We start from the raw sequence: 14,934 nt of genomic DNA, 5'->3' as shown, positions 1-14,934 counted from the left end.
TGAATCAAATCATTCCTAAAGGAGGCTCTATCACTGTGGAACATAATGATAAAGTGGAACAACTGGAACAGCGTATACGCAGGCTTGAGCATGAAGTTGCTGAATTGAAGCAATTTGAAATGCAGCGCAGACAGGCTTCAGCACCTCGTCCACCTGTTCCTCCCCAGCGAACAGCTCCACCATCTGGTTCACCTTTCACTCCGCCTCCGCCAGAACCTCACTGGCAAGGCGCTCATGTGAATGCACCACCACCTAATGCAAATTATGGCGTGAGACCACCACAGCCACCACAACAGGGGCAGTATGCAGGTGCACAACGTCCACCTGCACAAGCACAGCAACCGCCTTATACGCCTCCTGTTCCTAAGCCACCCAAAGACTGGGAACATCTGATTGCGCGTGTATGGTTACCACGTGTGTTTATCGTTGTCCTTATTCTCGGGATTGTGTGGGGATTTATTGCTGTTGTCAAAGCAGGCTATTTGTCTGAACCGATTCGTTGCATTTTAGGCGTACTTGTAGCGGCTGTGCTGTACTGGTTAGGAGAACGTGAGGTCAGCAAAGAACGACCCGCACTTGGCAAAGTCTTATTAGGCGGCTCAATCGCTATTCTGATTTTGTCTATTGTCGCATCATATCTATTATATGCTCTGCTTCCGTTTATTTTTGCGTTTTTACTTTATATAGGCGCACTCGTTTTTGCTGTCTATATTGCTCTTAGTCAACGATCACAATCGATTGTTGGGATTACATTGGTTGCAGGTTATCTTGCACCCGTCTTAATTGCACCTACTCATCCGAATCTATGGATATTGGCTGGATTTGAAACGATTTTCTCAGCGGTCATGTTAGTCGTAGCTATGAAATATTCATTCCGGGTCAGTTATATCCTGGCATTTGCATTACTACATATTACGCTTGGATTAAGTATGATCTGGTATGGCTTCTCTGTGCAAAATGTAGTAGCCGTTTTGGTTCAGCATGCTGTGATTTTAGCGATTTCTGTACTCTGGAAACAACGCAATACTAGCATGCAACTCGGTGTTCTATTTACCAGCTTCGCCTTTGTCGGTGGTTGGCTTACAATTTACTATCTGGATGGCAGTGAGACAGGCGCTCGCTGGATGATTGCTATTCTATCGCTCATGTACAGCATCTTGTATGCTTCAGGTATTCAAAAGCGTACTCCTGTCGGAATCGCTTATCCTGCAATGGCAATCTTTGGCTGGTTCTTATTATTAAATATGATTCCCAATTTCCCGGCTCGTATGGCTGTGATTTTGGTAGAAGGTACACTTGCGTTCTTACTCGCTCTTCGATTCCGTAACAAATTGCAATTGGTGCTGGCTTGCATTGTATATGCTTATGCCTTTTTGGCAACGTTCCTTGTTCCGATTGAACGATTCTGGTCTGCACATACATTCAACTGGTTAATTTTACTGATTACGATTGCTGTGATCTATCGTATTATCGGCAAATTTGTACGTTCAGATGATAAGAACTATGGTTCACTGTATCGCAAACGTTATATCTTGATGTGGGCAGAAGCGATATTAGGATTGGTCTATATCAGCCAACTGGTACAGGTCGCTTCAATGTCGCAAAATGCAGATGTTCGTCATCTTAGCCTTTCCAGTGCATGGATTATCTATGCGATTCTGATTATCGTGATCGGGATGGTTGTTCAGAAATCCAAACTGCGGATTATCGGAATACTGTTTATCTTTTTCACATTACTCAAAATTATTTTTATCGATCTTCCTGATATTTCGATTGGTGTACGTGCGATTCTGTTTATTATATTAGGTGTGGTTGGACTCGGATTATCGCGTCTATTCTACAAACGTCGGGATACGAATGGACAACCTCCATTACAACAGCAAGAAATATCGAATCCTGCCGAGCATCACGGTACAGATCAACAACATACTGAAGGCAACAAGGATGATCATCTGCTAAACGATCCAAAACCTAAAAACAATGATGATCTTTCATAAATGAAAAGATCCAAAATGAATGCCTAGAGAAAGAAGTGGAGAGATTGATTTTTACGATTTTGTACAGTGTGGTTCTACCGATTTTTGTTCTGATTGCGGTCGGGTCCATATTACAGCGTGTTTTTCAGTTGGATCTGTATACACTCGCCAAAATCAACTTTTACTGTATTACACCTGCGGCTGTTTTTATGAGTCTGTATCATTCCGATATGTCTGCTCAATTACTTGGAAGTGTTATCTTTTTTTACGCACTGTATGTGTTGATTCTGTATCTTTTGGGATCAGCAACATCCAAAATCATGGGATATACAAAAGGCAAAAAAGCCGCTTTTAACAACAGTATTATGCTCGATAATTCGGGCAACTATGGATTGCCTATTAATGATCTAGTGTTCAAAGGTGATCCACTGGCTGCTTCGATGCAGGCTTTGATTATGTCTTTGCAAAGTCTACTCACATTTACGTATGGTGTAATTTCAATTCAAGGTTCCAAGTTAAATGGTAATTACCGAACGGTCATTATCGGATTTCTGAAAATGCCTGTGCCGTATGCGTTGTTACTGGGTCTACTTATGCATGCTTTTGCTATTCCTTTGCCTGTGATTCTGTCTCAACCGTTAACCTATGCACAACAATCCATGGTAGCAATCGCCTTGATCACTCTTGGCGCACAGATAGTGAAGTACCCATTACGTCTCTATCGTAAAGATATTTATCTGAGTATGACATTACGCTTATTCGCAGGACCGGCTATCGGGCTTCTCCTGATCTATGTACTGGATATTCATGGCATACCTGCACAAGCGCTTTTGATTGCTTCTGCGATGCCTACAGGGGTGAATACATCGATCCTGGCGGAAGAGTATCGGAATGAACCTGACTTTGCTGCTCAAACAGTATTAGTATCGACTTTAGTCAATGTATTTACGATTACAGCAGTTATCGCTTTGTCTCATCATTTATAAGATAAAGAGGATGATCAGACATCAAGATTCAATGGATGACTCTGATACAAACTTGTATGTTGTTCTGTAGACGTTTTATACTAATGATTGCTGATTAAAAAGGATTCAAAATTACAATTGATAACCCCAAAGGAGATGAATCGTCAGATGTTGCGTCAATCACGTAAAAATGTAGCCTTTTTGCTTATCTTCACAGCGCTATTTTTGATTATTGCAGGCTGTGGTAATAACGGGACAAGCAGTTCTACTACTGGACAAACAGGCACTTCAGGTACAACAACGGAAAGTAGCTCCACAAGTACTTCAACCGATCAAGCCGATTCCACTACAGAATCGACAGGTACAGATAGCTCAGCTACAACAGGTACAACAGAAGAAGCTTCTGCAACTGATAATTCAGCAGATTTCAAACAAGCCAATGATCCAATCGTTACGATTGAAATGGACAATGGTAAAAAAGTTGAAATCGAACTGTTCCCTAAAGCAGCTCCAAATACAGTGAACAACTTTATCTCTTTGGTCAAATCAGGATTCTATGATGGTTTGACGTTCCACCGTGTTATTCCTGAATTTATGATTCAAGGTGGAGATCCTGATGGTGCAGGTACAGGTGGACCAGGATATAGTATTGCTGGTGAATTCAAATCCAACAATGTACAAAATGATCTAAAACATACACGTGGTATTCTTTCGATGGCACGTGCTGGCGACCCTAACTCGGGCGGTTCTCAATTCTTTATTATGGTTGCTGATTCTCCTCAATTGGATGGCGAATATGCTGCATTTGGTAAAGTGATCAGCGGTATGGATGCCGTAGATGAAGTGGTAAATCTACCAAGAGACGGACAAGATAAACCGAATACTCCTGCTGTAATGAAAAAAGTAACAGTAGATACAAAAGGCGTAACTTATCCGGAACCTGAAAAAGTAAAATAAGAGTACCTAAAAGCCATTATCTGATCCAAAGATAATGGCTTTTTTTATTGATTCACTTTTTTAGCTATTCATAAGTAACTTTTAGATTCCGATATCTATTGTGTGCAATCTTTTTTAGATTGTATAATACTTTACTATCTAATTTCATATTTAATCAGGCAAATTTACTGAAAAGTAAAGACGCAAAGCCAAAGGGTCTAACACATGAATTGTAGGACATGTCATGACAGCCGGTTACCGAGGAATACCTGATGCGGTATGAATCGAAGGAGTCCGATGGATCATGCACACTAAGATATTGTTCTACTCTAAAATAGGACTAATCAGTCTGACAATGTTTATTTGGCTAGGAGTTTGTGATATGAAATCGATTCATGCACAATCGATTCAAAAAGCAACATGGCTATGGAATACAGCACTTATTGTTGATTCAACAGCAGATATTTTACAGTTTGCTTCTTCACAACAGATCACTAAGATCTACCTGCAAATCAATAGAGATCTGGATATATCGCAATATCAACGTTTTATTACAGCTGCTTCTGCACAGCATATTACCGTTGAAGCTCTGGATGGTGCACCCTCTTGGGCATTAGATCAAGATCGCCACCAATTGCAAGATACTTTGCAATGGATCGTCTCTTATCAACATGCTTCTTCATCTACAGAGCAATTTAGTGGGATTCATATCGATATCGAACCTTATTTGCTTCCAAATTGGGCGAAAGAACAAGCGACTATTATTGCGCAATGGCAACGTAGTGTACAGATGATTACAGCAACTGCTCAATCGCTTCATCTATCATCCAGTGCAGATATTCCTTTCTGGTTGTATACCCTTCGTACCCCTGATGATCGTTCGACATTAAGTCAGTGGATGATTGAACACTATGATTCGCTAACCGTTATGGCTTATCGAGATTCGGGAACTGCTATCTATGATGTGGCGCAAGCTCAATTAAGTGAAGCTGATACAGCAGGTAAAGATATGTATATTGGCGTAGAAACGAATCGTTCTTCCGAAGGAGAGCATGTCAGCTTTTATGGAAAAGGAGCAACAACGCTCACAACAGCACTAGGTGAAGTATCTGCTCAAGCTTCTACTCATTCTTCTTTTGCAGGGGTAGCTGTGCATGATTATGTAGGCTGGAGTCAAATCGTACAGCATTAAATAAAGACAATTTCATTCGTATATCTCCTTGCTCATGCTTGATATCTACAAAGCAACTTAGAGATTTAGCCAAATTGCTGATATAATTGGATCAATACCTATTGTCAGCAAAGGGGCGAAATAAAGATGGAATCTTCACGAAATATCACCTGGCAGTCTTCTAATATTACACGTAAAGAAAGAGAACAGCGGTATGGACAACGTAGTGTCGTGATCTGGTTAACAGGGCTTTCCGGTTCAGGGAAATCGACAATCGCTTTTGCGCTAGAAAAAGAATTATTTGCACATGAGCGTGCTTGTTATGTACTGGATGGCGATAATATTCGTCATGGACTCAATCGTGATCTAGGATTTTCTGAACAAGATCGCAAAGAAAATCTACGTCGCATTGGTGAAGTCGCCAAGTTATTTATGGATGCAGGCACTATTGTCATTGCTGCTTTTATTTCTCCTCATGCGCAAGACCGTCAGATGGTTCGTGATTTATTTGAGGAAGGCGATTTTATCGAAGTCTATATCGACTGCTCGTTATCGGCTTGCGAAGAACGTGATCCCAAAGGATTATACAAAAAAGCTCGTGCAGGTGAGATTCCGAACTTTACTGGGGTGAGTGCTCCTTATGAAGCTCCGCAACAACCTGAATTGACGATAGACACTGAACATGAGTCTGTTGAACAGTGTGTTGCCAAAGTTATTGCTGAACTTGAGCGCCGAGCAGATCAGACTCTATAAAAGAAAAACGGCTGTGCAGTCACTTTGTATTCACTGTTCCAATCATGGAATGATGAATATTAAGCGTTCTGTACAGCCGTTTGTTTTGCTAATAATTGATGGAATGTCCCTTTGGTTTCACGAGACAATGCACCGAATTCACCTTGTTGTACAATCTGTCCTTGATCTAGCACAACGACTTGATCGGCATCACGAATCGTAGATAGACGGTGAGCAATCACAATCAACGTCATTTTTCCTTTAAGCTTTTCAATCGCTGCTTGAATTTTCGCTTCATTCTCACTATCGAGTGAGCTGGTCGCTTCATCCAAGATCAGTACTTCAGGTTGACGTAGAATCGCGCGTGCCAACACAATCCGTTGACGTTCTCCTCCAGATAGACGTACTCCTCGATCACCAATGATCGTATCTAATCCTTCAGGCAATTTACGTACAAAATCTTCACAAGCTGCAAAAGATAAGGCTTCCCACAACTGTTCTTCTTTTGCACGTGGATCAACCAGTAATAGATTCTCACGAATACTGCTATGGAATAAGAACGGTTCTTGTGAAACGTATCCTATCGAATTGCGCCATGTCTGTAGGCGTTCACCTGTTAAAGTTACACCATCTACAGTAACTTTGCCTTCTTGTGGTTCCATTAGTCCCATCAGTAGATCAATCAATGTACTTTTTCCTGCTCCTGAACGTCCAACAATCGCTGTCATTTTGCCTATCGGAATAAACAAATTGATGTTATGAAGCGCATTGCCTTGATCTTCTTGATACCGGAAAGATACATCTTCACAGCTAAGCCCTTTGGTCATTTGAACTCGTTCGACTTGACCGGGTGCAATCGCTTTGTATGATTCTTCAGCTTGATCACATTCTTGTTGTAATGCTGTCACCGCATGAAAAGCAGGTACCAGTGCTCCAATATACTCTAGCGAAGATTGAATGCCTCCGAACCTTGGCCATAGACGAGCAAAGATCAAAATAATCAATACTGAACGTTCTGGTTGTAATTTAAACACTTGCGCAGATAGCACAACAAATAAAATAATAAACACAACCGAAATAATTTTATAAATAAATTGAGTTCCTGAATTAAGGCGTACCAATTGAATCGCATTCTGCTCTAACTTGCCGCACATGCTTCGAAACCATTCAAAATGCGAAGCTTCTAACATATTGCTTTTGATATCTTTGATCCCACTTAAATGCTCTTGCATTCCCGAAAAGTACTCTTGAGATAAAAAAGTCGTACGATCGCCCATTCGTTTGGCACGTCGTACAAATTTACGAGAATACAGCGTCAGTAGTACGCCACCGACGATTACCAGTAACGTCATTTGTACCGACAGAAACATAGCAAAAGCAATCTGAATCACCATAAAAATCAGCGAAGTCGATAATTGCATCACTAGATTGGTTCCTTGACTGACACGTGCTAATTCAGAAGTCAGTACATGACTTAGATCCGATTTGCGTTTACGTAAAAAGAATGTCCAGTTCGCACGCAGTATCGAACGGTAGGTACGGATTCTCAAGTTGTTGACGAATCCCTGCTGAATTTCGGTTCCCATGACTGCCTGTCTACGCTGGATTAATCCTTGTACAATCATCAGAACACTATACATGCCGAGTACTACAAATAAAGTCATACTGGCTGGAATACGTTGTAACGGTTCAAACAACCATGCCATCGGCATCGATCCCTGTGTACCGAATAATCCGACCAGACTCAATAAAGGCACTAGCAAGTAAATGCTTAACCCATCCAGACAACTGATCATGAGCATAAGAAATACATAGATATAGAGACGCTTACCTGCAAAGTCATGCAGTTGTCTCATATAAGCACGAATCGCATTCACTGACCCACCTCCCGTTCTAGAGCAGACCGCCTTTGAATACGACGGTGTAATAATAAGAAAGGATGAAGTGGGTAATACAGAAAACGCAACGATTTGGGTAAAGGAAGCGTCTGTGTATCCCATGTATCCGGCACCATTTTACGAGCTAAGAAAATAGCTTTCTGTCCCGGCGTACGCAAAGAGAATAGGTAATTACGATAAATTTGTGCGAGTATTTCACTTTCCGGTTCAGGGCACAGACTGACTTTTTCACGGATAAAAATAAGCACTCGACGTGCCAAATCTTGCGGACGATCGGTACTCATCAATGAAGCCATTTCCCGAGAAACCGGTGTATTAAGCATAGCAGCAGACAAGATTAACGCCTGACCGACTAAATGTGTGCATTTATAACGACGCAGTAAAGCTGTTAGTTTGTCCCAGTCCAGTTCCATACGTGCCAGGCGATCAATATCCGCTAACCAGCGTAATCGAAACCATGCATGACGGGCACCATGTGCCGTAAGGTAAAACATCAAATCTTCATTGCTCAGCATATGAACATCTGTACCTGCAAATTCTAATGTTTGACGACGATTCCATAATTCATAAAAGCTTGGTTCTGCTCCAGCATCTCCATTTAAACGCCAGTGTAGTTCAACTTCTGTACCTGTATCTGCATGAGTGAAAGACTCATGATTTTGACGCCATTTCCAATCGCTAACGATCCGTGATACTTCTTGTGTTTTGGTATATCCTAATTGCTCTAATACTTCTTCCGCTTGTTCAATATGATCTGGATGCACTAAAATATCCAAATCTTTCGATGTACGGCGAGATAGACTACCATACAGCGCTTCAGCAAGTGCAGGGCCTTTTAATTGCAAAGCGTAAATCCCTTTGTTATCAAGAGCTTCACTTACTTGTTTCATTTTACCGCTTAATTGCAACATCATCAGTGCATTACGACTATAATCTACACTCAATTGTTGTACCATACCTTTGGGTAGACCGGATAATGGATGATGACTGAGTCGTTCGTGGATCGTTGGATATACCCGGTGATGCCTTGTCAGTGAGTAAAAGCTTTGCCAGTTGATCTGACGACCCGAAGATTCAATCATAGCTTGAGCTTCTGCATCTGTTTCTACGTCTATCAATTCAAGCAATAACTTTAATTCCACAGGAAAATCCTGTACATCTAAATCCCAATCTATATTCATACCGAACTCCTTTGGATATAAACTGATCTGGATTGAATCATTCAGTCTATAGCGTTCATTCAGTGATTTTCAGATCATTTTGCAGTTGGTGATTATACACCCTTTTGTAAAGCACAAAATATATTCATATCCCGTTGATGCTTGCTAGTTTTTAGCAAATTTCCCCACGACCGTATATTGTTCAATTTCTTCAGCACCTGTGACATAAAAAGCACCACTTCGTACCCATGCATGCGCAGCAACTTTACCTGCTGGGTTACGACGCATTCCTAAATACAACGTACTCGGCACTTTGCGTCTGGCTAACATTTTCATAGCCGCCATTCCCATCACCATACATTCCGTTTCCCAGAATACATGTCCGCTTACACGATGTAATGCTCTTGAGACTTGTACCCCTTGCCACTTCTGATCTCTGCTTAGGTCATTGTATGAAGTCTCTTCCATGTAAGTACCTAATGTTGGAGACACTTTAGCAAAAGGTAACATTTTCAAGAACCTTGCCCATGCTAAATATACACATGCTTCAAGCATTAATTTACGCATCGGCATCGGGGTATTACGGAATTTGGCGACCTTACTCCACACGAAGTCCGTCCTTTTCAGCGACTACTTCGATTAATCCTTCTTTAAACATTTGCCCAGCAAATTCACTCACTTGCTCCAGACAGACATCATAAGTTACATCATATTCAGCAACCAGTGTGTTGACGATATTTTCTAATGAAACCGGAGAAGAACTAAGCTCCCAGATCCGTCCACCGACCATCCCTAAATTATAATATTTGCCAGACTCTACATTCATCATGACCGTTTCGCCATTCATATCACTAGCAATATATTGCTCATTTTGTACAACAACCTGATCGGATCCGATTAAGCTTTTGTTCATCATTATTCTCTCCTTTATTGTTCTTTTCAGTTGAAATGTTCTGTAGAGTAGATCGTATCCCCCTGCATTTCTTCTTGATAAATTTTACGCATAATCTGATTCATTAATTCTGGCGCTGTAAAACCCGTGGTCGGGCGCAGGATTTGTAAAGCAAATAACTCTCCCGCTAGAGCAGCTGCACTTGAAAAATGCCATTGCTTCAATCCCAGTCTTGGAATCAAGGCTCCACGGTACGTGTGCAACATCATCGCATGTAATCTTTCCAAACGATTCATTTCACGCATCGCTACATATTCACTGTCCATTTTGACTAATTCAAATACACCTGCTAATGGAACAGTCTTATTATGAAAATGCTTGGTCACTGGAATCGCAAATTTGCTAACTTCATCATGAAGGGGCTTAAATTGATCTTCTGACATTCCAAACAAATCCAAGCTTTCCTTCCATAACTTTTGCTGTGGATAAGCAGGATGGACAACAGGCTCTCCATTTTCATAACTGACAGCAATAACATCATCACTTAACAATTGAAATCCAGATTGCACAAATGTAGACGCAAGTGTAGATTTACCTGCACCTGATTCTCCGACAAACGCATATGCTTTATTATTAATTACGACTGCACTGCCATGTAATGGTAAAATTCCTCGTTGTAACAACAATACACCCATACAAGTACCCAACACATACAGACGAATCTTGTCCATATCAGCATCAGGGAACGGATGAATACCGATCCGCTTGCCATCTTGAATACAAAACAAAGCTGTATTTGGAATTTCAAACATAAAGCCAATCGATTGCATCGTAAAATTATTTTCGCGTGTATTCACAACAGATCGCCATTCAGATAAATCCTGAATTTCGATGTTCACATCAGCCTCTTGAGTATCCTGGCGTTGTAACAATTCCGGTAGCAAAATTTCACTATCAAAATGTAATCCAAACGCTTGATAGATTGTTTTATTGATCGTCTTATTTACGGTAAAAATGGTCATTACCTCCCATAGAGCCTATGACTCTGCTTTCTCCGAATGATGTACAAAGAATTTATATATGAAAACAGAAAGCCCCTATACTAACTCGTATAAGGACTTTCTGAACTACTGCTTGCTGGTCTATCCCTTCGGTAGCTTCAATTACTCAGCTAGGGTTATATAGATCAGCGTCTTGTTCAGATACCCAGTCAATTTGCTTGTAACCAATACCTGCCATTGTTTCATTAACATCCAAAACTTCTAATGTTGGAGTCTGCCATTGCATTTTTTGTTCTTTCATTATAGTAGCCTCCTTATATTAGAATGATCGATCATTATGTTAAATGCTCAGCTAGGGTTGTACAAATCAGCATCTTGTTCAGATACCCAGTCAATTTGCTTGTAACCGATACCTGCCATTGTTTCATTGACATCTAAAACTTCCAATACTGGAGCTTGCCATTTCATTTTCTCTTGGTTCATTAATATAACCTCCTTTTGATCGTGGAATTGCAGTTAAAAAATGCCTCAGCTAGGATTGTACAAATCAGCGTCTTGTTCAGATACCCAGTCAATTTGTCTCCAACCAATACCTGCCATTGTTTCGTTAACATCTAAAACTTCCAATGTTGGAGCCTGCCATTGCATTTTTTCTTTGTTCATGTTTTCACCTCCTCTATAAAATAATAGTCGTTGCTATGCTAAGTTGCGGATGAATCGCCCAACAATAAGGCTTCTCATCAGCATACGGGTAGCCGGATGGGCTGCTGCATTGGCTTGTGGATGTTCGCCTACTTTTTCTAAAGCTTTCATAATCGTAGTCGTATTCATCCATGCTGCCACTTTAGGGTCTTTACACAAATCTCGAAGCTCTCCTGTAAAGGAAGACCACTGAGGTTGCATGCGTTGTACCCAATCAGCGGGTTGCATGCCTCTGACTTTCTGATTCAGTCTTACTTTATCAGGCAAATCACCAGCCGTAGCACGTCTAATTAATGCGCGATCCATACCCTCTTGTACATATTGTCCAACAGGAATCGAAAGGCAGAATCGAACCACACGAGCATCGCTTGTAGGATCACGTTCCCAGACACCATAGTGTTCAGAAATTTTGGAGGTCATCGCTCCATTTTTATTTGCAATCGCTAGATTTTTAAATTTTTCTAATCGAATATCAAACGCATTCTGAACTTCACGACCAACTAACCATTCTTCTTGTTGCTGTACACGTTCCACCATACCAGTCTGACGCGCTAGTTCTGAATTGATCCAGACTAATGGATTCGGTCGATCTTTAGAAGCAGCAGTCTGATTCCATTTCGGAAAAGCTTTACTATGAATAATTGGCAAAAGACGAGAACGTCCTACACCTGTTTTGTGACCATACAATTTCAGTTCACGATACAATTTAGTCCATTGAAATTTTTTGAGTAGCACTGCGTAGTAATCCAATGCAGGTCCCCACGAAATGGTAAAGTTCCCTCTAGCTCCTGTCAGTAGAACGCCTGCTCCTTGTTGTTGCGCTTGTTCAAATATCCCTCTAATCCAAAATGAATTTTCAAAATATTTGTACGGCATCTCCAAAAAGTCTAGCCATGAGTCTACTTCTGTTAAAGGATTCCGATCGGCAAAATCAAGATAGTTACCTTGAACATTACCGATGTACTTTAACGTCTCCTCAATATACGGACGTTCATCAGGCACTAGAGTCGAAGAAGTCCAATCATCGAAACCGGCAATAGGCACATAACTGTAAGTCTGTAATGACTTTCCTTGCTCTGCCAGAATCTTAGCTGCATAGCTCACCACAGCACCGGAATCTAATCCTCCACTTAACGTTGAGGCAACTCCTAGACGAGTACGAACTTTCGATTTGACAGCTTGGGTGAACACATCACGAAAAGCTTCTTCATATTCTCCGTTTGAACGAAGATGAAGTGGTTCCTCCGGTAATAACGTACCATATTGGAATATATGACTATGCTGCTCTGTGAGGATAATAGCGTGTGCAGGAGGCAACTGTAGAATGTCTTCATATACGGTACCTTTAATATCCAAAGATTCTGTCATACCAGCCATTGTCAGAAATTCGGCCATCCAGGGAGTACTCATTTTTTTCTGAATATCACCTGTCTGAAATAAAGGCTCCATCAATGTCGAAAATGCAAATTGAGAAGAGGTGTAATAATAATATAGAGTTCGATTGCCTGACCAGTCTCGCGCACCATAGAGCTGATGCTTTTTGGTATCCCAGATCATAAAAGCAAAATCGCCAACCAAATGTTGAGGAGTATGTTCCTCCCATTTCTGATATGCTCTCAAAATTAGCAATACATCGGACAATGTACTACCTTCTGCGCGGCTGATCCCCAACGCTTCGAATAGTTCTTCTCGATTATCAATAATGGCGTCTGCGGTGATCACAAGGCCACTGATAGGATCATGATAAGGAACAGTCTGATTCACCGATTCTTCTGTAATCCACCGATCATGACAACCTAGGAAGATATCTTCATCTTGCCAAACCGCTGAAGCATCTGAAGGATACATTCGCAGATTATTCATTAATTGTTGCCCTTGTAGAGCTAACGCTTCTGAACTCTGACGTTGAAAATTCCAAACACCTACAATCGTACTCATTTTTCGACGCCTTTACGAACAAGATAAGCGTTAAATACACGACCTAATGAACGATTAAATGGAATTAACGATTTGATTCTATTCATTTTTTGCTTCATATCTTTGACTTCTTTACGAAGACGTTCACTTTCCTGATGAAGACGATCGCGTTCTGCATAATGCTGTTCCATTCTTTTTTCTAAAGATCGCAACGTCATTCGCATTCTTAGCAATTCATCTGCTTCAGCTTTATCTTTGTATTCTTGAGACAGCGCATTCGCAACTTCTGGTGAAGTTTCAGGTAGAACAGCCGATTGCATCTTGTACTCTGGCTCCCAGCGACAGCCGGTAGCCTCGGCGAACTGCTTCGTTTTGGCTTCAATCCACTTCATGTCTGGCTCCTCCTCAAACACGACGCCTGTAAGACGCTGTGCTTCTTCAAGCTCTGCTTCGTACCCTAACTCACGAAATAGTCTTGCACCTAGGATACGGCAGTAAGCTTCCACTTCCCGACGGTCTAGCATGGTACGCCAGTTACCGATAGACTTCATATGTGGTGTACGGTGTTCACTGAGATATGGATCACCTACACCCATGCTATAGAACAGTTCCGACTTGGCAGAATCCATATAATCGCCGTATTTTTCGATTCCTTCTTCGTACGAAATATCTAGAAAGCGACATACGTTCTGCATCTGTTCTTCTGGGTGCGCAGCCATTTCTTCATACTTCAACCAGAAAGCATTTTCGTTCTTTTGAGCAAAATATTGTTGATAACGGAATAATCCGACGGTGATATCGACCATCTTCATATTCAACGACGGGTCACTCAGCTGATCTGCCAAATTAAAATTGGGTGCAGAACGCTGATTTACTTTTTTATAAGAAGCCGCTACATCCAACGGGTTACGGAACAATCCGATCCGCTTGGACTGCGGGAATAAACGATCCAAAAATTCAAGAATATAATAGTAGCGTGGAGATTTATCTACGACCATATCTGCTTCACTTGTAGATAATAGTCCGTTATACACATTGGCTCCAAAGCTACGACATGCCTCATCATACACACTTTCAGGTAGAACGCCGTCAAAGAATTGATTTAGAATAGCTGTTCCACCGTATGCTCGCTTCTCTGGTTTCTTCAAATCATATAGACTCATAAGAAACCACATTTCTTGTGCAGCATAGATACGCGTGTGATTTTGTAGCATCACTGTTGCGAGTGAGCTACCACTGCGTGGCACACAGAGAAGAAAGATGAGTTTGTTACCATTTCTTTCAATCATCCGGTTTCCCCTGCCTTCCAAAACCTCTTTCATACATGTACCCAAAAGTTATTCGTTTTGAATAACAATAATCAGCTAAGTACATTATATATTTAAAAAGAAGAATTTACATGATAAATTTTCCAATTTTGAAAAAAAGTTTAGATAATTAGCTAATATCAAATAATGTTGATACGATAAGGTTTTAAGTGATTCTTAATTTATATATTTCACATTTTGACTATTAGATAATGGAAAAACCTTGTCAGAACGCGAAAAAATCTGCATTCACACTTTTGCGAGGAATGCAGATTTT

At 40.9% G+C, this 14,934-nt stretch carries 15 protein-coding genes and 1 riboswitch; of the genes, 5 read left to right on the top strand and 10 right to left on the bottom strand.

Features of this window, described 5'->3' with window-relative positions; all coding sequences use genetic code 11:
* Positions 1–35 precede the first annotated feature (35 nt).
* The 5 genes from PO903_RS10280 (at position 36) to cysC (ending at position 5,801) form a co-directional block, all read left to right on the top strand.
* Positions 36–1,997, top strand: coding sequence for a DUF2339 domain-containing protein (locus tag PO903_RS10280; RefSeq protein ID WP_273593350.1), 1,962 nt, complete (start codon positions 36–38; stop codon positions 1,995–1,997).
* Between the two features lie 44 nt (positions 1,998–2,041).
* The gene (locus tag PO903_RS10275) at positions 2,042–2,962 is read left to right on the top strand and encodes an AEC family transporter (protein ID WP_273593349.1); all 921 of its coding nucleotides are present in this window, start codon (positions 2,042–2,044) and stop codon (positions 2,960–2,962) included.
* Positions 2,963–3,109: 147 nt separating this feature from the next.
* Positions 3,110–3,898 (top strand): peptidylprolyl isomerase, encoded by a 789-nt coding sequence (locus PO903_RS10270; protein ID WP_273593348.1) that lies wholly within the window; start codon positions 3,110–3,112, stop codon positions 3,896–3,898.
* A 147-nt stretch (positions 3,899–4,045) separates the two neighbouring features.
* A riboswitch (cyclic di-GMP riboswitch) is annotated at positions 4,046–4,140 on the top strand.
* A gap of 119 nt (positions 4,141–4,259) precedes the next feature.
* A complete protein-coding gene (locus tag PO903_RS10265) occupies positions 4,260–5,069 on the top strand; it encodes a hypothetical protein (protein ID WP_273593347.1) in 810 nt (269 codons plus the stop codon).
* A 126-nt stretch (positions 5,070–5,195) separates the two neighbouring features.
* Positions 5,196–5,801: an adenylyl-sulfate kinase gene (gene cysC, locus PO903_RS10260; protein WP_273593346.1), complete on the top strand. Its 606-nt coding sequence runs from the start codon at positions 5,196–5,198 to the stop codon at positions 5,799–5,801.
* Positions 5,802–5,860: 59 nt separating this feature from the next.
* Here cysC and PO903_RS10255 read toward each other — a convergent pair whose 3' ends face one another.
* From PO903_RS10255 to PO903_RS10210, 10 genes are all read right to left on the bottom strand, one after another.
* Positions 5,861–7,657, bottom strand: a complete 1,797-nt coding sequence (locus PO903_RS10255; protein WP_137221158.1) for an ABC transporter ATP-binding protein — start codon at positions 7,655–7,657, stop codon at positions 5,861–5,863.
* On the bottom strand, positions 7,654–8,859 hold the full coding sequence (locus PO903_RS10250; protein WP_137221160.1) for a nucleotidyltransferase domain-containing protein: 1,206 nt from the start codon (positions 8,857–8,859) through the stop codon (positions 7,654–7,656). Before PO903_RS10250 ends, PO903_RS10255 begins: the two co-directional genes overlap by 4 nt.
* A 144-nt stretch (positions 8,860–9,003) precedes the next feature.
* Complete coding sequence (locus tag PO903_RS10245) at positions 9,004–9,447, bottom strand: lasso peptide biosynthesis B2 protein (RefSeq protein WP_342671968.1); 444 nt, start codon at positions 9,445–9,447, stop codon at positions 9,004–9,006.
* On the bottom strand, positions 9,437–9,751 hold the full coding sequence (locus tag PO903_RS10240; RefSeq protein WP_083243382.1) for a lasso peptide biosynthesis PqqD family chaperone: 315 nt from the start codon (positions 9,749–9,751) through the stop codon (positions 9,437–9,439). Before PO903_RS10240 ends, PO903_RS10245 begins: the two co-directional genes overlap by 11 nt.
* Before the next feature lie 26 nt (positions 9,752–9,777).
* Positions 9,778–10,752: a phosphoenolpyruvate carboxykinase (ATP) gene (locus PO903_RS10235; RefSeq protein ID WP_069326685.1), complete on the bottom strand. Its 975-nt coding sequence runs from the start codon at positions 10,750–10,752 to the stop codon at positions 9,778–9,780.
* Positions 10,753–10,897: 145 nt separating this feature from the next.
* A complete protein-coding gene (locus PO903_RS10230; RefSeq protein WP_137221162.1) occupies positions 10,898–11,032 on the bottom strand; it encodes a paeninodin family lasso peptide in 135 nt (44 codons plus the stop codon).
* Between the two features lie 47 nt (positions 11,033–11,079).
* Positions 11,080–11,214, bottom strand: coding sequence for a paeninodin family lasso peptide (locus tag PO903_RS10225; protein WP_137221164.1), 135 nt, complete (start codon positions 11,212–11,214; stop codon positions 11,080–11,082).
* A 45-nt stretch (positions 11,215–11,259) separates the two neighbouring features.
* Complete coding sequence (locus PO903_RS10220; RefSeq protein ID WP_137221166.1) at positions 11,260–11,394, bottom strand: paeninodin family lasso peptide; 135 nt, start codon at positions 11,392–11,394, stop codon at positions 11,260–11,262.
* Between the two features lie 33 nt (positions 11,395–11,427).
* Positions 11,428–13,371: an asparagine synthase-related protein gene (locus PO903_RS10215; protein ID WP_273593345.1), complete on the bottom strand. Its 1,944-nt coding sequence runs from the start codon at positions 13,369–13,371 to the stop codon at positions 11,428–11,430.
* Positions 13,368–14,639 (bottom strand): sulfotransferase family protein, encoded by a 1,272-nt coding sequence (locus PO903_RS10210; protein WP_069326687.1) that lies wholly within the window; start codon positions 14,637–14,639, stop codon positions 13,368–13,370. Before PO903_RS10210 ends, PO903_RS10215 begins: the two co-directional genes overlap by 4 nt.
* Between the last annotated feature and the right edge of the window lie 295 nt (positions 14,640–14,934).

It is taken from the genome of Paenibacillus sp. PK4536, from assembly GCF_028594455.2.
Lineage (GTDB): Bacteria > Bacillota > Bacilli > Paenibacillales > Paenibacillaceae > Saccharibacillus > Saccharibacillus nuruki.
This window is presented reverse-complemented; position numbering and strand designations above follow the sequence as displayed.

Excerpts from the sequence above, each read along its gene's own strand:
- PO903_RS10235 (WP_069326685.1), bottom strand. The coding sequence starts at position 10,752 with ATGACCATTTTTACCGTAAATAAGACGATCAATAAAACAATCTATCAA.
- PO903_RS10220 (WP_137221166.1), bottom strand. The coding sequence starts at position 11,394 with ATGAACAAAGAAAAAATGCAATGGCAGGCTCCAACATTGGAAGTTTTA.
- PO903_RS10210 (WP_069326687.1), bottom strand. The coding sequence starts at position 14,639 with ATGATTGAAAGAAATGGTAACAAACTCATCTTTCTTCTCTGTGTGCCA.
- cysC (WP_273593346.1), top strand. The coding sequence starts at position 5,196 with ATGGAATCTTCACGAAATATCACCTGGCAGTCTTCTAATATTACACGT.
- PO903_RS10215 (WP_273593345.1), bottom strand. The coding sequence starts at position 13,371 with ATGAGTACGATTGTAGGTGTTTGGAATTTTCAACGTCAGAGTTCAGAA.
- PO903_RS10270 (WP_273593348.1), top strand. The coding sequence starts at position 3,110 with ATGTTGCGTCAATCACGTAAAAATGTAGCCTTTTTGCTTATCTTCACA.
- PO903_RS10225 (WP_137221164.1), bottom strand. The coding sequence starts at position 11,214 with ATGAACCAAGAGAAAATGAAATGGCAAGCTCCAGTATTGGAAGTTTTA.
- PO903_RS10265 (WP_273593347.1), top strand. The coding sequence starts at position 4,260 with ATGAAATCGATTCATGCACAATCGATTCAAAAAGCAACATGGCTATGG.
- PO903_RS10240 (WP_083243382.1), bottom strand. The coding sequence starts at position 9,751 with ATGAACAAAAGCTTAATCGGATCCGATCAGGTTGTTGTACAAAATGAG.
- PO903_RS10250 (WP_137221160.1), bottom strand. The coding sequence starts at position 8,859 with ATGAATATAGATTGGGATTTAGATGTACAGGATTTTCCTGTGGAATTA.
- PO903_RS10230 (WP_137221162.1), bottom strand. The coding sequence starts at position 11,032 with ATGAAAGAACAAAAAATGCAATGGCAGACTCCAACATTAGAAGTTTTG.